This window comes from Nocardioides nanhaiensis (assembly GCF_039542785.1).
Taxonomy (GTDB): domain Bacteria; phylum Actinomycetota; class Actinomycetes; order Propionibacteriales; family Nocardioidaceae; genus Nocardioides; species Nocardioides nanhaiensis.
In genome coordinates this window covers 1174639-1198522 of record NZ_BAABIM010000001.1, presented here as the reverse complement: position 1 = coordinate 1198522, position 23884 = coordinate 1174639, and the positions used below count along the sequence as shown (strand labels likewise).

The window sequence follows — 23884 nt, the reverse complement described above, 5'->3', positions numbered from 1 at the left end:
TCGCGGCCCCGGCTCCCGGTACGGTCGCCCGGTGAGTGCCGATCCGATCCGCGTGCTGCTGGTCGACGACCAGGACCTGTTCCGCGAGGGCGTGCGGGTGATCGTCGACGCCCAGGAGGGCATGACCGTGGTGGGCACCGCCGCCGACGGCCACGAGGCGGTGCGCCAGGTGGACGCGCTGGAGCCCGACGTGGTGCTCATGGACATCCGGATGCCCGAGCTCGACGGCGTGGAGGCCACGCGGCGGATCTTCAGCCCCGAGCGGGTCGCCGCGCGCACCCGCCCGGTGCGGGTCGTCGTGCTCACCACGTTCAACCTCGACGACCGCGCGGCCACCGCCATCCGGCACGGTGCCAGCGGGTTCCTGCTCAAGGACACCACGCCGGTGCAGCTGCGTGACGCGATCCGCACCGTGCACACCGGCAACGCGGTGCTGGCTCCCGGGGACCTCTCCACCCTGCTGGAGGGGGGCCTGACCAACCGATCCGCGCCCCCCGCCGCGTTCGCGGGTCTGACCGAGAAGGAGCGCGAGGTCTTCGACCTCGTGGCCCGCGGGCTCTCCAACACCGAGATCGCCGCCGCCCTCTTCGCCGGCGAGTCGACCGTGAAGACCCACGTGGGCGCACTGCTGCGCAAGCTCGACCTGCGCGACCGGGTGCAGATCGTCGTCTACGCCCACGAGCACGGGCTGGTCGAGCGCGCGGGCTGAGGCGCCTGCGGGGCGGCGGTGGCTCCGGCACCGTTCCCGCTCCAGCGTCGGGCACTGACGCACCGCCACCCGTGGGCGGCGGTCGCTCCGTCACCGATCACCCGCCCGGAACGGTCACCCACGCACCGCTCGCCGGGGCAGCGACCCTCAGCCGAGGAGCAGACCCACGACCACCAGGCCGACGCCGACGACGAGCAGCCCCAGCTCGAGCCACGCCGCCTCCCGCTGCACCTGCTCCCCGAGCGCCAGCTGCTCGGGCGACCACTCCTCCAGCCCGGCCCGCTTGCGGGCGGCCAGGGCAGCGTCGCGGATGCGCGACTGCGCGAGCTCCGCCTCGGGCGAGGCGGCCAGCCCGAGCATGGCGCCGTCGGCGCTCACGGGCTCGTGGTAGCCCATCGCCCGCTTGACGCGTCGCCCCACGGCGGGCGAGGTGAAGGTGCGCTCGCCCACGCGCACGGCGAGCACCTGGCGCACCAGCACCTCCTGCACCGCCGCGAGCGGGATCACCGTGGTGCTGAGCACTCCGCGCAGCCGGAGGCGGTCGCCGTCGATCGAGACGCGGGGGCGCAGCAGCGCGCCCCACGCGAGCACGGCCAGCACCAGCAGCACCCCGTGCGCCGCCAGGCCCCACCCCTCGCGCAGCCCCAGGGCGAAGGCAGCCGCCAGGAGCACCAGGGTGGCCACGCCCGAGGCGACCCCGCCGCTGGAGGCGAAGCGCTCCTCCGGATCGCCGTGCACCGCGTCACCCCTCCTCGGATTGTCTCGCCGGTCGAGACCGACCCTATGCTGGCCGGTATGCCTTCTTCGTCCTCCACGGGGCCGATCGCAGGGCCGGGCGCTGCCGGCGCCCTGTCCGACGTCACCCGTGACGACGCCTCGCTGCGTCGGTTCCTCCACGGGCTGCCCGGTGTCGACCAGGTGGGCTGCGACGCCCGCGCCGCCTCCCTGGGCACCCGCTCGATCAAGACCACCGCCAAGGCCGCAGCCATCGACCTGGCCATCGAGATGGTCGACCTGACCACGCTCGAGGGCCAGGACACCCCGGGCAAGGTGCGGGCGCTGGCCAGCAAGGCGATGCGCCCCGACCCCACCGACGCCTCCTGCCCCGCCACGGCCGCCGTCTGCGTCTACCCCGACCTGGTCGCCACCGCCCGCGAGACCCTCGGCGACTCCGGCGTGCACGTGGCCGCGGTGGCCACCGCGTTCCCCAGCGGCCGCGCGGCGCTGCCGGTCAAGCTGGCCGACACCCGCGACGCCGTCGAGGCCGGGGCCGACGAGATCGACATGGTGATCGACCGTGGAGCGTTCCTCTCCGGGCACTACCTGCAGGTCTTCGAGGAGATCGTGGCCGTCCGCGAGGCGTGCGGCGACGACGCGCACCTGAAGGTCATCTTCGAGACCGGCGAGCTGCAGACCTACGACAACGTGCGCCGCGCCTCGTGGCTGGCCATGCTGGCCGGCGCGCACTTCATCAAGACCTCCACCGGCAAGGTGCAGCCCGCGGCCACCCCGCCGGTCACGATGATCATGCTCGAGGCCGTGCGCGACTGGCGCGAGGCCACCGGCCAGATGGTCGGGGTCAAGCCCGCCGGTGGCATCCGCACCACCAAGGACGCCTTGAAGTACCTGGTGATGGTCAACGAGGTGGCCGGGCAGGACTGGCTCGACCCCGACTGGTTCCGCTTCGGCGCCTCCACGCTGCTCAACGACCTGCTGATGCAGCGCACCAAGCTCTCCACCGGCCGCTACTCCGGCCCCGACTACGTGACCCTGGACTGATCACCATGCCCAGCAACGACCCGAGCACGCCATCGGCGCCCCGCTCCCCCTTCGCCTTCGAGTACGCACCGGCGCCCGAGTCGCGCGCGATCGTCGACCTCAAGCCCAGCTACGGGCTCTTCGTCGACGGTGAGTTCGTGGAGGGGTCGGGCACCTCCTTCAAGACCGTCAACCCCGCCACCGAGGAGGTCCTGGCCGAGGTGGCCGAGGCCTCCGCGGCCGATGTCGACGCCGCGGTCAAGGCCGCCCGGCGCGCCCACAGCCGCGTGTGGTCACGGATGCCGGGCAGCGAGCGCGCCAAGTACCTGTTCCGGATCGCGCGGATCATCCAGGAGCGCGGCCGCGAGCTCGCGGTGCTGGAGTCGCTCGACAACGGCAAGCCGATCAAGGAGGCGCGCGACGTCGACGTGCCCACCGTGGCGGCGCACTTCTTCTACTACGCCGGCTGGGCCGACAAGCTCGAGCACAGCGGCTACGGCACCACCTCGCTCGGCGTCGCCGGCCAGGTCATCCCGTGGAACTTTCCGCTGCTCATGCTGGCGTGGAAGATCGCGCCGGCCCTGGCCTGCGGCAACACCGTGGTGCTCAAGCCCGCGGAGACCACGCCGCTCACGGCGCTGCTCTTCGCCGAGATCTGCCAGCAGGCCGACCTGCCGCCGGGCGTCGTCAACATCGTCACCGGCGCGGGCGCCACCGGCGAGGCGCTCGTGGGCCACCCCGACATCGACAAGGTCGCCTTCACCGGCTCCACCGGCGTCGGCAAGGCCATCGCGCGCAGCGTCGCCGGCACCAGCAAGCGGGTCACCCTCGAGCTGGGCGGCAAGGCCGCCAACATCGTCTTCGACGACGCCCCGATCGACCAGGCCGTCGAGGGCATCGTCAACGGCATCTTCTTCAACCAGGGCCACGTGTGTTGCGCGGGGTCGCGCCTGCTCGTGCAGGAGTCGGTGGCCGAGGAGGTGCTGCACCGCCTCAAGCGGCGGATGGGCACCCTGCGCGTGGGCGACCCGCTCGACAAGAACACCGACGTCGGCGCCATCAACTCCGCCGCCCAGCTGGCCCGCATCCGCGAGCTCAGCGACGTCGGCGAGGCCGAGGGCGCCGAGCGCTGGTCGCCTGCGTGCGAGCTGCCCACCACCGGCTACTGGTTCGCCCCCACACTGTTCACCGGCGTCTCGCAGGCCCACCGGATCGCGCGCGAGGAGATCTTCGGCCCGGTGCTCTCGGTGCTCACCTTCCGCACGCCCAGCGAGGCGGTCGAGAAGGCGAACAACACCCCCTACGGCCTCTCGGCCGGCATCTGGAGCGACAAGGGCTCGCGAATCCTCGAGGTCGCCGGCCGGCTGCGTGCCGGCGTCGTGTGGGCCAACACGTTCAACAAGTTCGACCCCACCAGCCCCTTCGGCGGCTACAAGGAGTCGGGCTACGGGCGCGAGGGCGGCCGTCACGGCCTCGCGGCCTACCTCCAGGGAGGCCAGTGATGGCGCGCATCGACGTCCGCAAGACCTACAAGCTCTACATCGGGGGCGCGTTCCCCCGCTCGGAGTCGGGCTACTCCTACGAGGTGCTCGACGCGAAGGGAGCCTTCGTGGCCAACGCCTCGCTCGCCTCACGCAAGGACGCCCGCGACGCCGTCGTGGCTGCCCGCAAGGCGTTCGGCGGCTGGTCGGGCCGCACCGCCTACAACCGCGGCCAGGTGCTCTACCGCATCGCCGAGGTCATGGAGGACCGTCGCCCGCAGTTCGTCGAGGCCGTCAAGCAGGGTGAGGGCCTCACCGCCGCGCGCGCCGGCGCCGTCGTCGACGCCGCCGTGGACCGGCTGGTCTGGTACGCCGGCTGGGCCGACAAGCTCGCGCAGGTGGTGGGCAACGCCAACCCCGTGGCCGGGCCGTTCTTCAACCTCTCCTCCCCCGAGCCCACCGGCGTCGTCGCGGTGCTCGCGCCGCAGGCCTCCTCGCTGCTGGGCCTGGTCTCCGCCGTCGCGCCGGTCATCGTGAGCGGCAACACCGCGGTCGTCGTCAGCTCCTTCGAGCGGCCGCTGCCCGCCGTCACGTTCGCCGAGGTGCTGGCCACCTCCGACGTGCCGGGCGGCGTCGTCAACCTGCTCACCGGGTCCGCCTCGACGCTGGGCCCCTGGCTGGCCTCGCACATGGACGTCAACGCGATCGACCTGCTCGGCGTGGCGGGCCTGTCCGGTGGGGCGGAGCTCGCCACCGAGCTCGAGGTGGCCGCGGCCGACAACCTCAAGCGCGTGCGCCGCGCCCCGGCCGCGGAGCCGGACTTCACCGAGGCCCAGGGCCTCGAGGCGATGACCGCCTTCCTGGAGACCAAGACGGTCTGGCACCCGATGGGCGTCTGACGCCGGTGCACGCGCAGGTGGTGGTGCTGGCCGGCCCCTCGGGGTCGGGCAAGTCCCGACTTGCTGAGCACGCCGGCCTGCCGGTGCTCCGGCTCGACGACTTCTACAAGTCCGCCGGTGACCCCGGGCTACCGTTCATCGCCGAGGGCCCGAACGCCGGCATCGTCGACTGGGACCACCCTGACTCCTGGTGGCGCGAGCAGGCGCTCGACGCCGTGCGTGCGCTGTGCCGCGAGGGGCGGGCCGTGGTGCCGGTCTACGACATCGCGCAGGACGGCCGCTGCGGCGAGCAGGTGCTCGACCTGGCCGGGGCGCCGGTGTTCGTGGCCGAGGGCATCTTCGCCCAGGAGATCGTGCCGACCGTGCGCGCCGAGGGTCTGATGGCTGCGGCGCTGTGCCTGCGCCAGCATCCCGTCGTCACGTTCTGGCGGCGGCTGACGCGCGACCTGCGCGAGCACCGCAAGCCGCCGCTGGTGCTGGTGCGCCGCGGTCTCGCGCTGCTGCGCGACCAGCGCCGCGTGGTCGCCCACGCCGTCGCCCTCGGGTGCGAGCCGGTGGGCAACGAGGAGGGGCGACGTCGCCTGCGTGCGCTGGTGGGGTCGTGGACGCCGACCTGAGCGCACGGCTGGTCTCCCTGCTGCGGGCGGCCGGACCCGATGGGCTGCGGCAGCCCGACCGGCTCTCGTGCGGCGCGGCCTCGGTGGTGGTGGCGCGGCTGCTGCTGGCGGATCCTGACTCGGCAGCCGGGGTGGCCGACTGGCGCTCGGAGGTGCTCACGACGCACCGCTCCCTCACCGGGCTGCGCGACCACCGGGGCGCCACCCAGCTGCCCTGGCCGCGCGCCCTCGGCACCCCGCCGTGGGCGGTCGCGCGGGCACTCGGCGCGCTGACCGGACGCTCCCACCGCACCCGCTTCGTGCTCGACCGCGACGCCGCGTACCGCCGTCTGCTCGCCGCGCCGATGCCCGCCGCGCTGTACGTGGGCAACCGCTGGCTGCCCCGGCACGTGGTGCTCGTCGTCGCCGTCGACCCCGAGCGGGTGACCTGCTACGAGCCCAGCCGCGGTGTCGCCACCGTCGTCCCGCGCGCCGCGTTCGACGACGCCCGCCTGCGGCTCGCCGGCTGGGACGTGCCCTGGTTCACCGTCACGGGCTGAGCAGCGCGCTGGCGCATGTTACTGACCCGCCCGACTACTAGGACGCCTCACCACGACCCCATGTAGTAGTCGCCCGAGTCAGTAACATCCGGGCGCCCTCAGACCCCCAGTGCGGCGTACCCCGGCTTGATCACGCCGTCGATGATCGCCAGGCGCTCGTCGAAGGGCAGGAAGGCCGACTTCATCGCGTTGATGGTGAACCAGCGCAGGTCGGCCAGGCCGTAGTCGAAGGCCTCGACCAGGGAGCTCATCTCGGCGGTCATCGAGGTACCGCTCATCAGCCGGTTGTCGGTGTTGACCGTGACCCGGAAGCGCAGCTTGGTGAGGAGCCCGATCGGATGCTCGGCGATCGAGGCGGCGGCCCCGGTCTGGATGTTCGAGGCCGGGCACATCTCCAGGGGGATGCGCTTGTCGCGCACGTACTGCGCCAGGCGCCCCAGCTCGACCGAGCCGTCGTCGTGCACGGTGATGTCGTCGACGATGCGCACGCCGTGACCGAGCCGGTCGGCGCCGCACCACTGCAGCGCCTGCCAGATCGAGGGCAGCCCGAAGGCCTCGCCGGCGTGGATGGTGAAGTGCGCGTTCTCGCGCTGCAGGTACTCGAAGGCGTCCAGGTGACGGGTCGGGGGGTAGCCGGCCTCGGCGCCGGCGATGTCGAAGCCCGCGACCCCGCGGTCGCGCCAGGCCACGGCCAGCTCGGCGATCTCCATCGAGCGCGCCTGGTGGCGCATCGCCGTCAGCAGCTGCCGCACGACGATCCGGTGCCCGGCCGCCTCTGCGGCGGCCGTGCCCTGCTCGAAGCCCTCGCGGACGGCGGCGACGACCTCGTCGAGGGTCAGGCCGGCCGAGACGTGCTGCTCGGGTGCGTAGCGGATCTCGGCGTAGACCACGCCGTCGGCGGCGAGGTCCTCGACGCACTCGCGCGCCACCCGGGTGATGGCCGGACCGGTCTGCATGACGCCGACGGTGTGGTCGAAGGTCTCCAGGTAGCGCACCAGCGAGCCGGAGTCGGCGGCCTCGGCGAACCAGCGGCCCAGCGTGGCGGCGTCGGTGTCGGAGCCCTCGGGCAGCGTGTGGCCCACCTCGCGGGCCAGCTCGAGCACGGTGGCCGGGCGGAGCCCGCCGTCGAGGTGGTCGTGCAGCAGCACCTTGGGCGCCTGACGGACCTGGTCTCCCGTGGGGGCGGTAGGTTCCATTCGCCCATCCAACCACCGCAGATCCGCGGACCGATCGCCAGGAGTCGCGCATGCGCACGTTCACCACCTTCGACGAGATCGGCGCCGCCGCCGGCGAGGAGCTCGGCACCAGCGACTGGGTCGAGATCACGCAGTCGCGGGTCGACCAGTTCGCCGAGGCGACGGGCGACTTCCAGTGGATCCACGTCGACGTCGCGCGCGCCAAGGAGGGCCCCTTCGGCGGGACCGTGGCCCACGGCTACCTCACGCTCTCGCTGCTGCCGTGGCTGGGCACGCAGGTGTTCGCGCTCGAGACCCCCGGCGCCAAGCTCAACTACGGCCTCAACAAGGTGCGCTTCCCGAACCCGGTGCTGGTGGGGGCCCGTGTGCGCGTCAACGTCACCCTCGCGGAGGTCACCGACCTCCCGCAGGGCAAGCAGCTCACCCTCAAGCAGGTCATCGAGATCGAGGGTCAGGAGAAGCCGGCCTGCGTGGCCGAGTCGGTCGTGCTGCTGCTCGCCGACTGACGCCGGTGCCCGGCTGGCCCGACGACGCCCCCGGCGTCGTCGTGCTGCCCGACGGGCGCCGCGTGCGCGCCGCGCCGCTGCATGCCCCGCGCGCCGAGCTGCCCGAGCCGCAGCTGCACCTGGTGCTGCTGGGCCGCGAGCCCGACCCGTTGCCCTGGCCCGTGCACTGGGTGCGCTGGCCCGACTTCCGCTCCCCCGCCGACACCGCGACCACGCTGGCGGCACTGCGGGAGGCGCACGCCCACGCCCTCACCGAGCGGGTCGAGGTGTCCTGCCGGGGCGGGGTCGGGCGCACCGGCACCGCCCTCGCGGCCCTGGCGGTGCTGTCGGGCCTGCCGCCCGGCGAGGCGGTGGCGTGGGTGCGCGAGCACCACCACCCGCGCGCCGTCGAGACGCCCCTGCAGCGGCGGTGGCTGCGGCAGGTCGCCGCGCGGCTCGGACCGGGGCTCAGCCCACCCGGTCGATGAGCAGCGGCGCGGGCACGAACGGCGTCTCGCCCGGCGTGATGTCGTAACCCCCCTCGAGCGATGCCAGCGCGCGGTCGAAGCGCGCCGGCTCGTCGGTGTGCAGCGTCAGCAGCGGCTCGCCCTCGCGGACGGCGTCGCCAGGCCGCGCGTGCCACACGACGCCGGCGCCGGCCTGCACGGGGTCCTCCTTGCGGGCCCGACCGGCGCCCAGGCGCCAGGCCGCCATGCCCACGGCCATGGCGTCGAGCCGGGTCAGCACCCCCGTGGCCGGTGCGGCCACCACGTGGGTCTCGCGCGCCTGCGGGAGCGCCGCACCGGGGTCGCCGCCCTGCGCGCGGATCATCGCGTTCCAGGTGTCCATCGCCCGGCCCGAGGCCAGCACCTCGGCGGGGTCGACGTCGTCACGCCCGGCGCCGGCCAGCATCTCGCGGGCCAGCGCCACCGTCAGCTCGACGACGTCGGAGGGCCCGCCCCCGGCCAGCACCTCCACCGACTCGGCCACCTCGAGGGCGTTGCCGGCGGTCAGGCCCAGCGGGGTGCTCATGTCGGTGAGCAGCGCGACGGTGTGCACCCCGGCGTCGGTGCCCAGCCCCACCATCACCTCGGCCAGCTCGCGGGCGCGCTCGAGGTCCTTCATGAACGCGCCGGTGCCGACCTTGACGTCGAGCACCAGCGAGCCGGTGCCCTCGGCGATCTTCTTGCTCATGATCGAGCTGGCGATCAGCGGGATCGCCTCCACGGTGCCGGTGACGTCGCGCAGCGCGTAGAGCTTCTTGTCGGCCGGCGCCAGCGCGTCGCCGGCGGCGCAGATGACCGCGCCGACGGACTCCAGCTGCGCCATCAGCGCGGCGTTGGAGAGGGCGGCCCGCCAGCCCGGGATGGCCTCCAGCTTGTCGAGGGTGCCGCCGGTGTGGCCCAGGCCGCGGCCGGAGAGCTGCGGGACGGCGACGCCGCAGGACGCCACCAGGGGCGCCAGCGGCAGGGTGATCTTGTCGCCGACGCCACCCGTGGAGTGCTTGTCGGCGGTGGGCCGCGAGAGGCCGCCGAAGTCCATCCGCTCGCCTGAGGCGATCATCGCAGCGGTCCAACGGGCGATCTCGGCGCGGCTCATGCCGTTGAGCAGGACCGCCATGGCCAGCGCCGACATCTGCTCGTCGGCGACCTCGCCGCGGGTGTAGGCGTCGATGACCCAGTCGATCTGGCTGTCGCTGAGCGCATGGTGGTCGCGCTTGGCGCTGATCACCTCGACGGCGTCGTGGGTGCTGCTGCTCATCGGTTCTCCTGGTCGTGGGTGGGGCTCGCGGCCGACTGCACGCGGTCGAGGTCCTCGGGGCCGAACGCCTGTGGCAGCACCTGGTCCATCCGCTGCACCCCCTGCGGGGTCAGCACCAGCAGGGCGGCGCCACCGTGCTCCCAGAGCAGCTGGCGGCAGCGACCGCAGGGCATGATCGCCTCGCCGCGGGCGTCGACGCAGGCGAAGTGGGTGAGCCTTCCCCCGCCCCCGGCCACGAGCGCCGAGACCAGCCCGCACTCGGCGCACAGGGTGACCCCGTAGCCGGCGTTCTCGACGTTGCAGCCGACCACGAGCCGACCGTCGTCGACCCGGGCGGCGGCGCCCACGGGGAAGCCGCTGTAGGGGGCGTAGGCGCGCGCGGCCACCGCGACGGCCTCGGCCTGCAGGCCCGCCCAGTCGAAGTCCTCGGTCATGCTGCCCACCCTCGCTCCAGCTCGCTCCAGCTCGATCGGCCCCACCCACGTGCGTCCGGGGCGCCGACCCTAGGCCATCCCCCCGCCAGGCCCCCAACATCCCAACTCGATAACCCTTCAGTGACGAGGCTCCGAGGCGGTCCCGCAGCGGCACGGGTTCCAGTACGGTGCCGCAGGTCGCCCCCACCGGTGCGGGGCGAGGGACCTGGAGGACATGAATCGTGAAGAAGATGAGGAAGGCCGTCGTCGGCGGGATCGCACTCCTGGCGACCTCGACCGCGCTGGTCGCATGCGGCGAGGCTCCCGAGGAGTCCGGCGGCGGTAGTGGTGGCGGCGAGGCCGCGAGCGACTTCCTCCCCTGCATCGTCTCCGACGCGGGTGGCTTCGACGACAAGTCGTTCAACCAGCTCAGCTACGAGGGCGTCGAGGCAGCGGCCGAGGACCTCGGCACCGAGGTCACCGAGGTCGAGTCCAACTCCGAGAACGACTACGGCCCCAACCTGGAGAGCCTGGTCTCCGAGGGCTGCGACGCCATCGTGACCGTCGGCTTCGCCCTCGCGGCGGCCACCAAGGAGTCCGCGGCGGCCAACCCCGACCTCGAGTACATCCTCATCGACGACGCGGCCGACGGCGGCGACGACGGCGAGACCTTCGACGGCCAGGCCGACCAGCCCAACATCAAGCCGCTGCTCTACGACACCGCGCAGGCCGCCTTCCTGGCCGGCTACGCGGCCGCCGACTTCACCAAGACCGGCGTCGTGGGCACCTACGGCGGTCTGCCGTTCCCCACCGTCACCATCTTCATGGACGGCTTCAAGCAGGGCGTGGAGTACTACGCCCAGGAGAAGGGCAAGGACGTCAGCGTCGTCGGCTGGGACGGCCAGGACGGCTCGTTCACCGGTGGCTTCGAGGCCAACCAGACCGCCACCCAGACCGCGGCCCAGCTCATCGACCAGGACGTCGACGTGCTCCTGCCCGTCGGCGGCCCGATCTACCAGGGCGCGCTGACCGCGATCGAGGACTCCGGCAAGGACGTCGCGCTCATCGGCGTGGACGCGGACTTCTACGAGACCGACCCCAACACCCAGGACGTCGTCCTCACCTCGATCCTCAAGAAGATGGACGTCTCCACGCAGGAGGCCGTCACGCAGGCGGGCGAGGGCGACCTCGACTTCACCCCCTACGTGGGCACCCTGGAGAACGAGGGCGTCGACATCGCGCCGTTCCACAACTTCGAGGACCAGGTCTCCGAGTCGCTCCCGGGCGAGCTCGAGGAGATCAAGGCCGGCATCATCGACGGCTCGATCGCCGTCACGTCCTACCTCAACCAGTGACGCGCGTGCCGGTCTGACCCTGGTCCGCCCGGCACCTGCTCCCGGAGGGAGGTCGACCCCCGTGGTCGACCTCCCTCTGTCGTTCCCACACGCCACTTCCTAGGATCACCCCCATGCAGCTGGCCTTGCGCGACGTGACCAAGCGCTTCGGCACCCTGGTCGCCAACGACCGGATCTCCCTCACCGTCGAGCCGGGTGAGGTGCACTGCCTGCTCGGCGAGAACGGCGCCGGCAAGTCGACCCTGATGAACGTGCTCTACGGCCTCTACCAGGCCGACGAGGGCGAGATCGTGCTCGACGGCGAGGTGCAGCACTTCTCCGGGCCCGGCGACGCGATGGCGGCCGGCATCGGGATGGTGCACCAGCACTTCATGCTCGTCCCGGTCTTCACCGTCGCCGAGAACGTGATGCTCGGCAACGAGTCCACCGGCTTCGCCGGCTCGCTCGACCTCGACGCCGCCCGCCGCCGGGTGCGCGAGATCTCCGAGCGCTTCGGCTTCGACGTCGACCCCGACGCCGTCGTCGAGGACCTCCCGGTCGGCGTCCAGCAGCGCGTCGAGATCATCAAGGCCCTCTCGCGCGACGCCCGGGTGCTGGTCTTCGACGAGCCCACCGCAGTGCTGACGCCCCAGGAGACCGACGAGCTGATGGGCATCATGCGCCAGCTCCGCGAGGCCGGCACCGCGATCGTCTTCATCACCCACAAGTTGCGCGAGGTGCGCGCGGTGGCCGACCGGATCACCGTCATCCGGCTGGGCAAGGTCGTCGGCGAGGCCGAGCCCACCGCCAGCAACGCCGAGCTCGCCGCACTGATGGTCGGTCGGCCCGTCGAGCTGACCGTCTCCAAACAGCCCCCGCAGCTGGGGGCGGACGCCCTGGTCGTCGAGGGCCTCACCGTGGCCGATGCCGGCGGCCTCGTGCACGTCGACGACCTCAGCTTCACCATCCGCGCCGGCGAGGTGCTCGCCGTCGCCGGTGTGCAGGGCAACGGCCAGACCGAGCTCACCGAGGCGCTGCTCGGCCTCCAGGACCACGTCCTCGGCTCGGTGCGGCTCGACGGCCAGGAGCTCGTGGGCCGCAGCGTGCGCCAGATCCTCGATGCCGGCGTCGGGTTCATCCCCGAGGACCGGCAGGTCGACGGCCTGGTCAGCTCGTTCTCGATCGCCGAGAACCTCATGCTCGACCGCAGCTTCGACGCACCCTTCGTCAAGCGGGGCGCACTCCAGCTCGGCGCGCTGCAGGAGTTCGCTCGCACCAAGCTCAGGGAGTACGACGTGCGCGCGCCCGGCATCGAGACCCACGCCGGCAACCTCTCGGGCGGCAACCAGCAGAAGGTCGTCGTGGCCCGCGAGCTCTCCCGCGACCTGCGGCTGCTCGTGGCCGCCCAGCCCACCCGCGGCGTCGACGTCGGCTCGATCGAGTTCATCCACCAGCAGGTCGTGGCCACCCGCGACGCCGGCGTGCCCGTGCTCGTGGTCTCCACCGAGCTCGACGAGGTCGTCGCCCTGGCCGACCGGATCATGGTGCTCTACCGGGGCCAGGTGGTGGGCATCGTGCCCGCGGACACCCCCCGCGAGGTGCTCGGCCTGATGATGACCGGAGAACGACCGGCAGGAGCGCACACCGCATGAGCAGCCCCCAGGCACCCCAGGCCTCCCCCGCCCCCGAGCAGGAGGAGGCGCCGCGGCCACCCGTCAACGGGCACTGGCACGACGTCCTCCGCTCGATCACCAGCGGCAACGCGCTCGTCGGCGTCTTCGCCGTCCTGCTGGCGGTGATCGTCGGCTCGATCATGATCCTGGCCACCGACGAGGCGGTCCGCGAGTCGGCCGGCTACATCACCGCGCGCCCCAGCGACTTCTTCCGGGCCGCCGGCGAGGCCATCAGCGGCGCCTACAGCGCCCTGTTCCGCGGCTCGATCTACAACACCCGCGCCGAGGACTTCGCCACGGCGATCCGACCCCTCACCGAGACCCTGAAGTTCGCCGGTCCGCTGATCGCGGCCGGGCTCGGCGTCGGCCTGGCCTTCCGCGCCGGCCTGTTCAACATCGGCGGTCGCGGCCAGATGCTGCTGGCCGGCGCGGCCGCCGGCTGGGTCGGCATCAACGTGAGCCTGCCCTTCCCGCTGCACCTGGTCGTGGCCATCGTCGCCGGCATGCTGGCCGCCGGCCTGTGGGCCGGGCTCGCCGGCCTGCTCAAGGCCCGCACCGGCGCGCACGAGGTGATCGTCACGATCATGCTCAACTACGTCGGCTTCTACCTGGTCTTCTACGCCCTCTCCACCCAGGGACTGCTGCAGGCACCGGACTCGGTGAACCAGAAGTCGCTGCCCATGGACGAGAGCGCGGTGATGCCCAAGATCCTGGGCGACCGCTACAACCTGCACCTGGGCTTCCTGCTCGCACTGGTCGCCGTCGCCGTGGTCTGGTGGATCCTCTCCCGCTCGGCGCTCGGCTACCGCTTCCGCGCCGTCGGCGAGAACCCGCACGCCGCGCGCAGCGCCGGCATCGACGTCGGTCGCACCTACGTGGTCGCCATGCTGATCGCGGGCTCCCTGGTGGGCCTGGCGGGCGCCAACCAGGTGCTCGGCACCGTGCCCGCCGGCGTCACCACCGACCTCGACGCCGGCATCGGCTTCGATGCCATCACCGTGGCGCTGCTCGGCAGGTCGCACCCGCTGGGCATCCTCGGTGCCGGCCTGCTCTTCGGCGCCTTCAAGGCCGGCGGCTTCTCGATGCAGGCCTCCGAGGGCATCCCCGTCGACATCGTGCTGGTCATCCAGTCGCTGATCGTGCTGTTCATCGCCGCGCCGCCGCTGGTGCGGGCGATCTTCCGGCTGCCCGCCAAGGAGGCCAAGTGAGCACCCAGACCCCGGCTCCCACCGAGGGGCCCGCCGGCGTCGCCGTCGACGAGAGCGGCCGCCCGCAGACCATCACGGTGGTCAGCCGCAAGACGCCCGTGATCATGGCGGTCGTGACCGTGGGCCTGGGCCTCGCGGTGCTGCTGGGCGCCCAGGACGGCACCACGGCCTTCCGGCTCTCGACCGCCGACGACCTGTTCGCCCTGCCCACCGTGGAGCTGCCGGCCGAGGTCACCGCCCTCGTGCTGATCGCGCTGATGGCGGTGTGCACCGCAGAGGCGACGCGTCGCTACCTCGCCCGGAGCACGACACCGCTGTGGCTGGTGGCGGTCTTCTCGGTGCTCGGGCTGGTCGCCTTCCTCGCCTGGGCCGCGGCCGGGGGCACGGTCCCCGTGGTCGGTCTGCTCGCGGGCTCGCTGCTGCTCGCCGTCCCGCTGGTCTTCGGTGCCCTGGGCGGCGTCCTGGGCGAGCGGGTCGGCGTCGTCAACATCGCCATCGACGGTCAGCTGCTCGCCGGTGCCTTCGCCGCCGCGATGATCGGCTCCATCACCGGCTCGCCGTGGATCGGCATCGTCGCCGCGATGGCCGCCGGCACGCTCGTGGCACTGGTGCTCGGCCTGTTCGCGATCAGCTACTTCGTCGACCAGGTGATCGTCGGCGTGGTGCTCAACGTGCTGGTGATCGGCTTCACCAGCTTCATGTTCAGCCAGGTGCTGGCCGAGAACACCGAGGCGCTCAACACCCCGCCGCGGCTCACCGCCGTGGCGATCCCGCTGCTGTCCGAGATCCCGCTGGTCGGCCCGATCTTCTTCAAGCAGTCCCCCATCGTCTACCTGCTCTACGTGGCCGTCGCCGCCGTCACCTTCGCGCTCTACCGCACCCGCTGGGGCCTGCGGCTGCGCGCCGTGGGCGAGCACCCCAAGGCCGCCGACACGGTCGGCATCAACGTCAACCGCACCCGCTACCGCACCGTGCTGCTCGCCGGTGCCATCGCCGGCGCGGGCGGCGCCTTCTACACGCTGGTCTCGGTGCAGGCCTTCAACCGCGAGATGACCGGCGGCGCGGGCTACATCGCGCTCGCCGCCGTCATCTTCGGCAAGTGGGACCCCATCCGCGCCACGCTGGCGGCGCTGCTGTTCGGCTTCGCCTCCAACCTGCAGGGCGTGCTCTCGGTGATCGGCTCGCCGGTGCCGAGCGAGTTCATGCTGATGCTGCCCTACCTGGTCACCATCATCGCCGTCGCCGGTCTCGTGGGCCGCTCGCGCGCCCCTGCCGCCGTCGGGCTGCCCTACCGCAAGGGGTAGCGCCCCGCCGCATGTTACTGACCCGTGGCACTAGTAGATGGGGTCTTCAGGACCCCATCTACTAGTGCCGGCAGTCAGTAACATGCGCCCGCCGACGTCTCAGCGGTCGAGCGACAGCAGGCCGCGGACGGCGGTCTCGGCGAGCACCCGGGCCCCGATGGGGACGGCTCGCTCGTCGACGACGAGGTTGCCCTGGTGCAGGTCGTAGGTGGTGCCGCCCGGCTTGCGGGTGCCCAGGCGCGCCATGGCGCCGGGCACCTGCTCCAGGTACCAGCCGAAGTCCTCGCCGCCGAGGCTCTGGGGCACCTGCACCTGGCCGTGCGGGCCCAGCACCGCGTGCGTCGCCGCCGCGATGACGGCGTTGGCGGCGGGCTCGTTGACCACCGGCGGCACACCGCGCTGGTAGTCCACGTGGGCGTTGACGCCGTAGGGCCGCACGATCTCCTGGATCGCCTCGCGGATCATCGGCTCGCACTCGGCCCAGGCGACGGCGTCGAGGATCCGCACGGTGCCCGCCACCAGGCCCGTGCCCGGGATGACGTTGGGCGCGGAGCCGGCCGAGACGATGCCCCACACCACGCTGACGCCGGCGCGCGGGTCCATGCGCCGGCTGATCACGGCCGGGAGCTCGGTGGTGACCTTGGCGAGCGCGAAGGTCAGGTCACCGGTGAGGTGGGGGCGGGAGGTGTGCCCGCCGGTGCCCTCCAGTCGCACCTCGATCCGGTCGGCGGCGCTGGTGAGCGCACCCGCGCGCAGCCCGATCCGGCCGACGTCGACGCCGGGGTCGCAGTGCAGGGCGAACATCCGCTCGACGTCGTCGAGCACGTCGTGGGCGAGCAGGTGCACCGCTCCCCCGGGCATGACCTCCTCGGCGGGCTGGAAGACCAGGCGGACGCCGCCCGCGGGCAGCTCGCCGCGCTCGGCGACCTCGGCGAGCGCCAACCCGGCGCCCAGCAGTGCGGTGGTGTGCACGTCGTGGCCGCAGGCGTGCGCGACGCCGGGCACGGTGCTGGCCCACGCCTCGCCGGTCACCTCCTGCACCGGCAGGGCGTCCATGTCGGCACGCAGCGCCACCGCTCCCGCGACGGGGTCGCCCAGGTCGGCGACGACGCCGGTCTCCACCATCCGCCGGACCCGCCAGCCGGCTTGCTCGAGGCGCGCCGCCACGAGGTCGGAGGTGCGGTGCTCGGCCCAGGACAGCTCCGGGTGGGCGTGGATGTCGCGCCGCAGCTCGACCAGCTCCCCGCTGTACTTCTCCACGACGTCGGCGATCAGCGAGGAGGCGGGGCTGGGCACGGGACCGGCGGGAGAGCTCGACATATCCGGTCCAGGGTAGCCCTCGGCGTACCGCCTCAACCCGCGCGGCGGGGACCGCGACCGCCACCCCGCGCCTGCTGCTGGGACAGCCGCTCGTTCTCGCGCCGCAGCCGCGCCACCTCGGCCTCGAGTGACAGCACCCGACCGATGCCGGCCAGGTTGAGCCCCTCGGCGAGCAGGTCGCGGATCCGGTGCAGCCGCGCGATGTCCTCGGGGCTGTAGCGGCGGCTGCCGCCCGGACTGCGGTCGGGGTCCACCAGGCCCCGACGCTCGTACACGCGCAGGTTCTGGATCTCCATGGAGACCATCTCGGCCGCCACCGAGATCGCGTAGACCCCGCGGCGGGGGTCCTGGGTGCTCAGGTCCATGCCCGACACCGTACCGCGACCTGCACCTTGGAGCAGCAGATCTCCTTGACTCCGGAATGCAGGGAACCTATAACTGTTGATACAGGTACTGCTCGGGCGCGACCCGCGCCCCCGATCCCAGGAGGAGAGAGATGCTGATCCGCACCACCGACCCGTTCCGCGAGCTCGACCGACTCACCGCCCACCTGCTGGGCACCACCGGCACCACCAACCGCCCCGCCGCGATGCCGATGGACGCCTGGCGCGAGGGCGACCGCTTCGTCCTCGAGCTGGACCTGCCCGGCGTCAGCCGCGACTCCATCGACATCGACGTCGAGCGCAACGTGCTCACCGTGCGTGCCGAGCGCCTGGCCCGCAACGGCGACTGGGAGGCGCTGGCCTCCGAGCGGCCGCGCGGCATGTTCAGCCGCCAGCTCGTGCTGGGCGACAACCTGGACCTCGACCGGATCGAGGCCTCCTACGCCGACGGCGTGCTGCGCCTGGTGGTGCCCGTCGCCGAGAAGGCCAAGCCGCGCAAGGTCGAGATCAGCGGGGCGCGCGACGACGAGAAGACCGCCATCGAGGCCTGACACCCGGCTCGAAGGACCCGTGGGGCGCCGCCGACCGGGTCACTCGCCGTCGTAGGCGGCGAGGATCCGGTCGGCGGCCACCGTGGCGGGCAGCTCGCCGTCGAGCACGGCGGCGCGCACCTGCTCGCGCACGGCCCGCACCCCGGGGCTCTGACGCAGCCGCTGCTCCAGCTCGTCACGCACGAGTGCCCAGGTGAAGTCCAGCTGCTGCTCGGCGCGCTTGCGCGCCAGACCCTGCTCCCCCAGGTGCTCCCGGTGCGCGTGCACCTGGCCCCACAGCTCCTCGATGCCGACGTCGTGCAGCGCCGAGCAGGTGACCACCGGGGGCGCCCACTCGCCGTGCGCGCGCACCAAGCGCAGCGCGCCGGCCAGCTCGCGCGCCGCACCGCGGGCCTCGGACTCGCGGTCACCGTCGGCCTTGTTGACCGCCACCACGTCGGCGATCTCCAGGATGCCCTTCTTGATGCCCTGCAGCTGGTCGCCCGTGCGGGCCAAGGTGAGGAACAGGAAGGTGTCGACCATGCCGGCGACGGTCACCTCGGACTGCCCGACGCCCACGGTCTCGACCAGCACCACGTCGTAGCCGGCCGCCTCCAGCACGCTCATCGCCTGCACCGTGGCGCGCGCGACGCCGCCGAGCGTGCCCGCGCTGGGACTCGGGCGGATGTAGGCGCGCGGATCGGCGGAGAGGCGCGCCATCCGGGTCTTGTCGCCCAGCACCGAGCCGCCGGTGCGCACGCTGGAGGGGTCGACGGCGAGCACGCCCACCCGGTGACCGGCCGCGGTCAGCCGGCTGCCCAGCGCCTCGATGAAGGTGCTCTTGCCGACCCCGGGCACCCCGGAGATCCCCACGCGCACCGAGCCGGGCGAGGGGGCTCCGGAAAGCGCGGTCAGCAGCTCGCGTGCCTGGGCCCGGTGAGCCGGCCGGGTGGACTCCACCAGCGTGATCGCCTGGGAGACCTGGGCGCGACGGCCCGCCAGCACGCCCTCGCGCAGCACCTCGACGTCGAGCGGCACCCGGAGCCGTCCGCCGCCGTCAGTGACCCAGCTGCTCGCGCAGCTTGGCCAGCAGGTCGAGCGCGGACTCCGCGATCACGGTGCCGGGCTGGAAGACGGCGGCCGCCCCCATCTCCTGCAGCGTGGACACGTCGTCGGGCGGGATGACGCCGCCGATCACCGTCATGATGTCGGGGCGGCCCTGCTCGGCCAGCGCGGACTTCAGCGCCGGCAGCAGCGCGAGGTGGCCCGCGGCGAGCGAGCTGACGCCGACGATGTGCACGTCGGCGTCGACCGCCTGCTGCGCGACCTCCTCGGGCGTGGAGAACAGCGGCCCCACGTCGACGTCGAAGCCCATGTCGGCGAAGGCGGAGACGACCACCTTCTGGCCGCGGTCGTGACCGTCCTGGCCCATCTTGGCCACCAGGATGCGCGGACGGCGTCCCTCGGCCTCCTCGAAGGTGTCGGTGGCCTCGCGCACCTGCTGCACCAGGCCGTCGCCGGCGGCGGCGGACTCGTCGCGGTACACGCCGCTGATCGTACGGATGACGGCCTGGTGGCGGCCGTAGACCTTCTCCAGGGCCTCGGAGATCTCGCCCACCGTGGCCTTGGCCCGCGCGGCGTCGACGGCGAGCGCGAGCAGGTTGCCGTCGAGCGAGCCCTTGCTGGCACCCCGCTCGGCGGAGCCGGTGAGCGCCTCGAGCGCGCTGCGCACCGCCTCGTCGTCGCGCTCGGCGCGGAGCCGCTCCAGCTTGGCGATCTGCTGGCGGTACACGTCGTCGTTGTCGACGCGCAGCACGTCGAGCGCGTCCTCGGCGGCCAGGCGGTAGGTGTTGACGCCGATCACCTTCTGGGCGCCGGAGTCGATGCGCGCCTGGGTGCGGGCGGCCGCCTCCTCGATGCGCATCTTGGGGATGCCCTGCTCGATGGCCTTGGCCATGCCGCCGGCCTGCTCGGCCTCCTGGATGTGCGCCCAGGCGCGCTCGGCGAGGTCGTGGGTGAGCCGCTCCACGTAGTAGGAGCCGGCCCAGGGGTCGATGGTGCCGGTGGTGCCGGACTCCTGCTGAAGCAGCAGCTGGGTGTTGCGGGCGATCCGCGCCGAGAAGTCGGTGGGCAGCGCGATGGCTTCGTCGAGGGCGTTGGTGTGCAGGCTCTGGGTGTGACCCTGGGTGGCCGCCATCGCCTCGATGCAGGTGCGGCCCACGTTGTTGTAGACGTCCTGCGCGGTCAGTGACCAGCCCGAGGTCTGGCTGTGCGTCCGCAGGCTGAGCGACTTGGGGTTGCTCGGGCCGAACTCGCGCACCAGCCGGGCCCACAGCGCGCGGGCGGCGCGCAGCTTGGCCACCTCCATGTAGAAGTTCATGCCGATCGCCCAGAAGAACGACAGTCGCGGCGCGAACTTGTCGATGGTGAGGCCCGCGTCGAGACCGGCGCGGATGTACTCCACGCCGTCGGCCAGCGTGTAGGCCAGCTCGAGGTCCTGGGTCGCCCCGGCCTCCTGGATGTGGTACCCGGAGATCGAGATGGAGTTGAACCGCGGCATCTTCTCGGCGGTGTAGCTGAAGATGTCGGAGATGATCCGCATGCTCGGCGCCGGCGGGTAGATGTAGGTGTTGCGGACCATGAACTCCTTGAGGATGTCGTTCTGGATGGTCCCCGCGAGCTGTTCCGGCTTCACCCCCTGCTCCTCCGCGGCGGCGATGTAGAGCGCCAGCACCGGCAGCACGGCGCCGTTCATCGTCATCGACACCGACATCTCGTCGAGCGGGATGCCGTCGAAGAGGGTGCGCGCGTCGTAGATGGAGTCGATCGCGACGCCGGCCATGCCCACGTCGCCGCGCACCCGCGGGTGGTCGGAGTCGTAGCCGCGGTGCGTCGCCAGGTCGAAGGCCACCGAGAGGCCCTTCTGGCCGGCCGCGAGGTTGCGGCGGTAGAAGGCGTTGGACTCCTCCGCGGTGGAGAAGCCGGCGTACTGGCGCACCGTCCACGGCTGGGTGGTGTACATCGTGGGGTAGGGCCCGCGCAGGAACGGGCTCAGGCCGGGGAACGTGTCGAGGGCGTCGAGGCCCTCGAGGTCGGCCGGCGTGTAGAGGGGCTTGATCTCGATGCCCTCGGGGCTCAGCCACGGCTCCCCCGCCGAAGCGGTCCCCGGGGCTGCTCCTGCGTGGTCGGGGGCCAGCGGCAGGCCGGCGAAGCTCTCGGGCACGCTCATGACAGCTTCTCCCTCGTCCGGGTCAGGAACGCGAGGGCGTCGACGCCCATCGCGGCGGAGTCGTCGGCGTGGTCGGCGGGCTTGCCGGCCACCACCACGTGGGTCGCGCCGGCCTCGCGCAGCGCGGCCGCCGCCTGCGCGCCCCACTCCTCGTAGGCGGCGTCGGTGCCGGCCAGGCACGCGACGGGCTGGCCGTCGTAGGCGGCCAGCAGCTCCTCGAGGCCGTCGGTGGGCCCGGCGACGTCGACCGCGACGCCCCCGGCGGCGAACAGGTTGGTGGCGAAGGTGGCCCGGGCGGTGTGCGCGGCCACGGTGCCGAGCGTCGCGAGGAACACGTTGCGGGAGGGCGGGTCGTCGCGCATCGCCTCGAAGGCCGCGCCGTAGGAGCGGACGCCGTCGAAGGCCCCGTCGGGGCGGCGCTCGGGCAGCTGCTCGGCCAGGTTCGGGAACTCGGTGAGCCCGGTGATCGGACGACGCCGGGTGGCCACCTGCTGCGCGCGCTCGGCGGCCGTGGCCGCGACGAGCTCGTCCAGCGAGCCGCCGGACTCCAGCGTGCCCAGCACCTCCCAGGCCGCGGCGGCCAGGTCGTCGGTCAGCTTCTCGACGGCGTACGCACCGCCGGCGGGGTCGGCCACGACGGCCACGTGGCTCTCCTCGACCAGCAGCGCCGAGATGTTGCGGGCCACCCGCCGGCCGAGCACCTCCGGGCGACCCAGCGGCGCGTCGAAGGGCAGCACGGTCAGCGCGTCGGCGCCACCGGTGCCGGCAGCGAACGCCGCCACCGTGGTGCGCAGCATGTTCACGTAGGGGTCGTAGCGGCTCATCATCGGCCGGCTGGTCACCGCGTGCAGCCGCATGGGCGGTGCGTCGTCACCCGCGAGGCCGCTCAGCTCGAGCACGCGCGCCCACAGGCGGCGGGCGGCGCGCAGCTTGGCGATGGTGGGGAACTGCTCGTCGGTGGCCGCGAGCCGGAACTCCAGCAGCCCGGCGGCCGCGGCGACGTCGACCCCCTCCGCCTCGAGCGCGCGCAGGTAGCCCGCGGCCGCGGCGAGGGCGTGGCCCAGCTCCTGGGCGTCCGAGGCGCCGCGGTCGTGCACCGCGGTCGCGTCGACGACGAACGCCAGCACGCCGGACTGCTGCGCCCGGCTGGCCAGCGCCGCGCTCGCCTGCGCCACAGGCACCCCCAGGTTGGTCGCCGGGTGGAGCTCGCGCCCCTGTGCCCAGGCCAGGAACGTCTCGGCGACACCGACGGGGTCGGCGGGGGCGTCGAGCACCACGGGGGCGAGGTCGAGCAGCACCCCGTCGAGCAGCGCGTCCAGGTCGGGCTCGGCACCGGTCCCCAGCCACAGGGAGGTGACTCCGCCCTCGAGGTCGACCAGCGCCTCCTCGTTGAGCTGCTTCTCGGGCGCCGAGGCCAGGTGCGAGCGCACGTCCCAGGCACCGGCCCGGGTCGGGCGGCCGGTGGTGGCCAGCCCCTCGAGCAGCTCCGGAGTGCCCAGGGGCGTCACCGCCACGCCGTCGAGCGTCGTGCGGGTGAGCTTCTGCCAGACCAGCTCGTCGGGGTCGTCGTCACGCAGGCGGCGCGCCTTGCGCAGCACGCCCGCCGCCGCGGCCTCCCAGTCGGCGCGGGCGTGCTGGTCGTGCTCGGAGGCCAGCGCCAGCGAGCCCTGCTCGGGCTCGAGGCCGGTCGGCTCGTCGAGCCCGCCCTCCACCTCGACGTCGTCGGTCATGGGGGGCACCCTAGGAGCCCGGGGCCACGGCCGGTAGCAGCCGTGAAATCAGTCACGCGAGCCATGGCTGCGCAGGTACCCGCGGACGGCGTCGTCCAGCAGCTCTCCGGGGTCCCGCCCCTGCGCCGCGGCCTCCCGGTCCAGTCCTGCGCGCAGCTCGGGCGGCCTTCGCAGCACGTCGTCGCGACCGGCCCGGTGCGGTCGCCCGGCAGCCGCGTCCGCCTCCGCCAGGCGGGCGAGCACCGCGGTCACGACCGTGCCGAGCACGTCGAGGATCGCCGCCACCCCCAGCACCCGCAGACCGCCGTCGCCGGGATCGGCGCCCAGCACCATGGCCGAGAGCACGAGCGCCAGCACCGCCAGCGGCACCAGGGTCAGGCACTGCACCACCCGCACCGACGGCGCGCCACCGCGGGCCAGCGCCACCAGCACGCACACCTGTGCCCAGGAGGCCGAGAGCACGGCACCGACACCGAAGGCGCGCGCCAGGCCCTCGGCGTCCTGCGGCTGGAACCAGACCAGCACCAGTCCGGCCGCCACCGGCAGGGTCAGCAGCACACCGCCGGCCGCCCCGACCGGCCACTGCGGCGAGCCCGCCGTCGTCAGGTAGCAGAGCGCGGCCACGCTGGCGGCACCCACGAGCAGCGTGGTGAGGAGCACCTGCACCTGCAGGTCGCCCAGCTCGCCGCCCACCAGGACCAGCACCCCCAGCAGCGCGGCCACGGTGAACGTGGCGACGGTGACGGCGCCGACGGCGCGCCGGGCGGCTCCTGGTGACCTCACACCGGGATCGTGCCACCGCGGCGCCGGGGTCGCCCGGTGACGCGCGGCTACCCTCCCGGCGTGAAGGTGCGCAGCCCCGGCGGGCAGGTGTGGCGGGTCAGCCGCCGCTGGGTGCCCTGGCGCCGTCGCCTCCGGGGCAGCCTGGACGCCGTGCCCGACCTGCCCGGCGGGCTGGGCGACGACCCGGTGAGCGCGATCGTCGGCCTGGTGCTGCTGGTGCTCGCACTCCCCTTCCTCGTGCTCGTGCTGCTGGCCGGCCTCGAGCTGCTGCTCCTGCTGCTGGTGCTGCCCGTCGCCCTGCTGGGGCGCGTGCTGCTGGGGCGGCACTGGACCGTCGAGGTCCGTCGGGGCTGGGCCCCCTGGACCGAGCAACCCGCCGGCGACTGGCAGGCCAGCGGGGTGGCCGTCCACGAGCTCGCCGACCGGCTGCGCCGCGGCGAGGTGCCGGAGCAGACCATCGGGGCCTGACCGATCGGGCACGATCGACGTGCGTCCGAGCGATTCGCCTGCTCGGCGTTGCCCCCGTGGGAGA

24 protein-coding genes are annotated in these 23884 nt (G+C 73.2%); 14 read left to right on the top strand and 10 right to left on the bottom strand.

Annotation, left to right across the window (positions count from 1 at the left end):
- The first annotated feature begins 31 nt into the window (after window positions 1–31).
- On the top strand, window positions 32–709 hold the full coding sequence (locus ABD948_RS05740; protein ID WP_345263545.1) for a response regulator: 678 nt from the start codon (window positions 32–34) through the stop codon (window positions 707–709).
- A gap of 147 nt (window positions 710–856) precedes the next feature.
- Here ABD948_RS05740 and ABD948_RS05735 read toward each other — a convergent pair whose 3' ends face one another.
- Window positions 857–1447, bottom strand: coding sequence for a hypothetical protein (locus ABD948_RS05735; protein ID WP_345263543.1), 591 nt, complete (start codon window positions 1445–1447; stop codon window positions 857–859).
- 57 nt (window positions 1448–1504) lie between these two features.
- Between ABD948_RS05735 and deoC the strand changes: the two genes are divergently transcribed.
- The 5 genes from deoC to ABD948_RS05710 are packed head-to-tail and all read left to right on the top strand — an operon-like array spanning window position 1505 to window position 6003.
- Entirely contained in the window at window positions 1505–2488 is a 984-nt protein-coding gene (gene deoC, locus ABD948_RS05730) for a deoxyribose-phosphate aldolase (protein ID WP_345263541.1), read from the top strand.
- A gap of 5 nt (window positions 2489–2493) precedes the next feature.
- The gene (locus ABD948_RS05725) at window positions 2494–3969 is read left to right on the top strand and encodes an aldehyde dehydrogenase family protein (protein WP_345263539.1); all 1476 of its coding nucleotides are present in this window, start codon (window positions 2494–2496) and stop codon (window positions 3967–3969) included.
- Window positions 3969–4847, top strand: a complete 879-nt coding sequence (locus tag ABD948_RS05720) for an aldehyde dehydrogenase family protein (protein WP_345263537.1) — start codon at window positions 3969–3971, stop codon at window positions 4845–4847. The genes ABD948_RS05725 and ABD948_RS05720 overlap by 1 nt, the downstream gene beginning before the upstream one ends.
- Window positions 4848–4852: 5 nt before the next feature.
- Window positions 4853–5464, top strand: a complete 612-nt coding sequence (locus ABD948_RS05715) for an ATP-binding protein (RefSeq protein ID WP_345263535.1) — start codon at window positions 4853–4855, stop codon at window positions 5462–5464.
- Window positions 5449–6003, top strand: coding sequence for a hypothetical protein (locus ABD948_RS05710; RefSeq protein WP_345263533.1), 555 nt, complete (start codon window positions 5449–5451; stop codon window positions 6001–6003). The genes ABD948_RS05715 and ABD948_RS05710 overlap by 16 nt, the downstream gene beginning before the upstream one ends.
- A 98-nt stretch (window positions 6004–6101) precedes the next feature.
- Here the strand turns inward: ABD948_RS05710 and ABD948_RS05705 are convergent, their stop codons facing one another.
- Window positions 6102–7199, bottom strand: a complete 1098-nt coding sequence (locus ABD948_RS05705) for an adenosine deaminase (protein ID WP_345263531.1) — start codon at window positions 7197–7199, stop codon at window positions 6102–6104.
- A 50-nt stretch (window positions 7200–7249) separates the two neighbouring features.
- On the opposite strand from ABD948_RS05705, the gene ABD948_RS05700 reads away from it, so the two are divergent.
- Window positions 7250–7705, top strand: coding sequence for a MaoC family dehydratase (locus ABD948_RS05700; RefSeq protein ID WP_345263528.1), 456 nt, complete (start codon window positions 7250–7252; stop codon window positions 7703–7705).
- A 5-nt stretch (window positions 7706–7710) separates the two neighbouring features.
- On the top strand, window positions 7711–8172 hold the full coding sequence (locus tag ABD948_RS05695; RefSeq protein ID WP_345263526.1) for a protein-tyrosine phosphatase family protein: 462 nt from the start codon (window positions 7711–7713) through the stop codon (window positions 8170–8172).
- On the opposite strand, the gene ABD948_RS05690 is transcribed toward ABD948_RS05695, so the two are convergent.
- A complete protein-coding gene (locus ABD948_RS05690) occupies window positions 8153–9445 on the bottom strand; it encodes a thymidine phosphorylase (RefSeq protein WP_345263524.1) in 1293 nt (430 codons plus the stop codon). The genes ABD948_RS05695 and ABD948_RS05690 overlap by 20 nt on opposite strands.
- On the bottom strand, window positions 9442–9879 hold the full coding sequence (locus ABD948_RS05685; RefSeq protein WP_345263522.1) for a cytidine deaminase: 438 nt from the start codon (window positions 9877–9879) through the stop codon (window positions 9442–9444). The genes ABD948_RS05690 and ABD948_RS05685 overlap by 4 nt, the downstream gene beginning before the upstream one ends.
- Before the next feature lie 230 nt (window positions 9880–10109).
- Here ABD948_RS05685 and ABD948_RS05680 point away from each other — a divergent pair, with 230 nt between their 5' ends.
- The 4 genes from ABD948_RS05680 (at window position 10110) to ABD948_RS05665 (ending at window position 15377) form a co-directional block, all read left to right on the top strand.
- Complete coding sequence (locus ABD948_RS05680; protein WP_345264473.1) at window positions 10110–11213, top strand: BMP family lipoprotein; 1104 nt, start codon at window positions 10110–10112, stop codon at window positions 11211–11213.
- A 113-nt stretch (window positions 11214–11326) separates the two neighbouring features.
- On the top strand, window positions 11327–12844 hold the full coding sequence (locus ABD948_RS05675) for an ABC transporter ATP-binding protein (protein WP_345263520.1): 1518 nt from the start codon (window positions 11327–11329) through the stop codon (window positions 12842–12844).
- A complete protein-coding gene (locus ABD948_RS05670) occupies window positions 12841–14073 on the top strand; it encodes an ABC transporter permease (RefSeq protein ID WP_345263518.1) in 1233 nt (410 codons plus the stop codon). Before ABD948_RS05675 ends, ABD948_RS05670 begins: the two co-directional genes overlap by 4 nt.
- On the top strand, window positions 14070–15377 hold the full coding sequence (locus tag ABD948_RS05665) for an ABC transporter permease (protein ID WP_345263516.1): 1308 nt from the start codon (window positions 14070–14072) through the stop codon (window positions 15375–15377). Before ABD948_RS05670 ends, ABD948_RS05665 begins: the two co-directional genes overlap by 4 nt.
- Window positions 15378–15476: 99 nt before the next feature.
- On the opposite strand, the gene ABD948_RS05660 is transcribed toward ABD948_RS05665, so the two are convergent.
- The gene (locus tag ABD948_RS05660; RefSeq protein ID WP_345263514.1) at window positions 15477–16697 is read right to left on the bottom strand and encodes an amidohydrolase; all 1221 of its coding nucleotides are present in this window, start codon (window positions 16695–16697) and stop codon (window positions 15477–15479) included.
- Between the two features lie 32 nt (window positions 16698–16729).
- Window positions 16730–17062 (bottom strand): MerR family transcriptional regulator, encoded by a 333-nt coding sequence (locus ABD948_RS05655; RefSeq protein WP_345263512.1) that lies wholly within the window; start codon window positions 17060–17062, stop codon window positions 16730–16732.
- Between the two features lie 131 nt (window positions 17063–17193).
- On the opposite strand from ABD948_RS05655, the gene ABD948_RS05650 reads away from it, so the two are divergent.
- Window positions 17194–17631, top strand: coding sequence for an Hsp20/alpha crystallin family protein (locus tag ABD948_RS05650; RefSeq protein WP_345263510.1), 438 nt, complete (start codon window positions 17194–17196; stop codon window positions 17629–17631).
- 39 nt (window positions 17632–17670) lie between these two features.
- On the opposite strand, the gene meaB is transcribed toward ABD948_RS05650, so the two are convergent.
- Genes meaB through ABD948_RS05630 form a run of 4 tightly spaced genes read right to left on the bottom strand, consistent with a single transcriptional unit; the run spans window position 17671 to window position 23352 of the window.
- Complete coding sequence (meaB, locus tag ABD948_RS05645) at window positions 17671–18648, bottom strand: methylmalonyl Co-A mutase-associated GTPase MeaB (RefSeq protein WP_345263508.1); 978 nt, start codon at window positions 18646–18648, stop codon at window positions 17671–17673.
- 19 nt (window positions 18649–18667) lie between these two features.
- Complete coding sequence (gene scpA, locus ABD948_RS05640; protein WP_345263506.1) at window positions 18668–20839, bottom strand: methylmalonyl-CoA mutase; 2172 nt, start codon at window positions 20837–20839, stop codon at window positions 18668–18670.
- Window positions 20836–22569, bottom strand: coding sequence for a methylmalonyl-CoA mutase family protein (locus ABD948_RS05635; RefSeq protein WP_345263504.1), 1734 nt, complete (start codon window positions 22567–22569; stop codon window positions 20836–20838). Before ABD948_RS05635 ends, scpA begins: the two co-directional genes overlap by 4 nt.
- A gap of 48 nt (window positions 22570–22617) precedes the next feature.
- On the bottom strand, window positions 22618–23352 hold the full coding sequence (locus ABD948_RS05630; protein ID WP_345263502.1) for a hypothetical protein: 735 nt from the start codon (window positions 23350–23352) through the stop codon (window positions 22618–22620).
- A 60-nt stretch (window positions 23353–23412) separates the two neighbouring features.
- Between ABD948_RS05630 and ABD948_RS05625 the strand changes: the two genes are divergently transcribed.
- Complete coding sequence (locus ABD948_RS05625; RefSeq protein ID WP_345263500.1) at window positions 23413–23820, top strand: hypothetical protein; 408 nt, start codon at window positions 23413–23415, stop codon at window positions 23818–23820.
- Window positions 23821–23884: the final 64 nt, after the last annotated feature.

Bases quoted from the DNA above. Each gene is read 5' to 3' on its own strand.
- ABD948_RS05690 (WP_345263524.1), bottom strand. From the start codon at position 9,445: ATGAGCAGCAGCACCCACGACGCCGTCGAGGTGATCAGCGCCAAGCGC.
- ABD948_RS05660 (WP_345263514.1), bottom strand. From the start codon at position 16,697: ATGTCGAGCTCTCCCGCCGGTCCCGTGCCCAGCCCCGCCTCCTCGCTG.
- scpA (WP_345263506.1), bottom strand. From the start codon at position 20,839: ATGAGCGTGCCCGAGAGCTTCGCCGGCCTGCCGCTGGCCCCCGACCAC.
- ABD948_RS05705 (WP_345263531.1), bottom strand. From the start codon at position 7,199: ATGGAACCTACCGCCCCCACGGGAGACCAGGTCCGTCAGGCGCCCAAG.
- ABD948_RS05720 (WP_345263537.1), top strand. From the start codon at position 3,969: ATGGCGCGCATCGACGTCCGCAAGACCTACAAGCTCTACATCGGGGGC.
- ABD948_RS05655 (WP_345263512.1), bottom strand. From the start codon at position 17,062: ATGGACCTGAGCACCCAGGACCCCCGCCGCGGGGTCTACGCGATCTCG.
- ABD948_RS05635 (WP_345263504.1), bottom strand. From the start codon at position 22,569: ATGACCGACGACGTCGAGGTGGAGGGCGGGCTCGACGAGCCGACCGGC.
- ABD948_RS05725 (WP_345263539.1), top strand. From the start codon at position 2,494: ATGCCCAGCAACGACCCGAGCACGCCATCGGCGCCCCGCTCCCCCTTC.
- ABD948_RS05650 (WP_345263510.1), top strand. From the start codon at position 17,194: ATGCTGATCCGCACCACCGACCCGTTCCGCGAGCTCGACCGACTCACC.
- ABD948_RS05700 (WP_345263528.1), top strand. From the start codon at position 7,250: ATGCGCACGTTCACCACCTTCGACGAGATCGGCGCCGCCGCCGGCGAG.
- ABD948_RS05685 (WP_345263522.1), bottom strand. From the start codon at position 9,879: ATGACCGAGGACTTCGACTGGGCGGGCCTGCAGGCCGAGGCCGTCGCG.
- ABD948_RS05680 (WP_345264473.1), top strand. From the start codon at position 10,110: ATGAGGAAGGCCGTCGTCGGCGGGATCGCACTCCTGGCGACCTCGACC.
- ABD948_RS05670 (WP_345263518.1), top strand. From the start codon at position 12,841: ATGAGCAGCCCCCAGGCACCCCAGGCCTCCCCCGCCCCCGAGCAGGAG.
- ABD948_RS05675 (WP_345263520.1), top strand. From the start codon at position 11,327: ATGCAGCTGGCCTTGCGCGACGTGACCAAGCGCTTCGGCACCCTGGTC.
- deoC (WP_345263541.1), top strand. From the start codon at position 1,505: ATGCCTTCTTCGTCCTCCACGGGGCCGATCGCAGGGCCGGGCGCTGCC.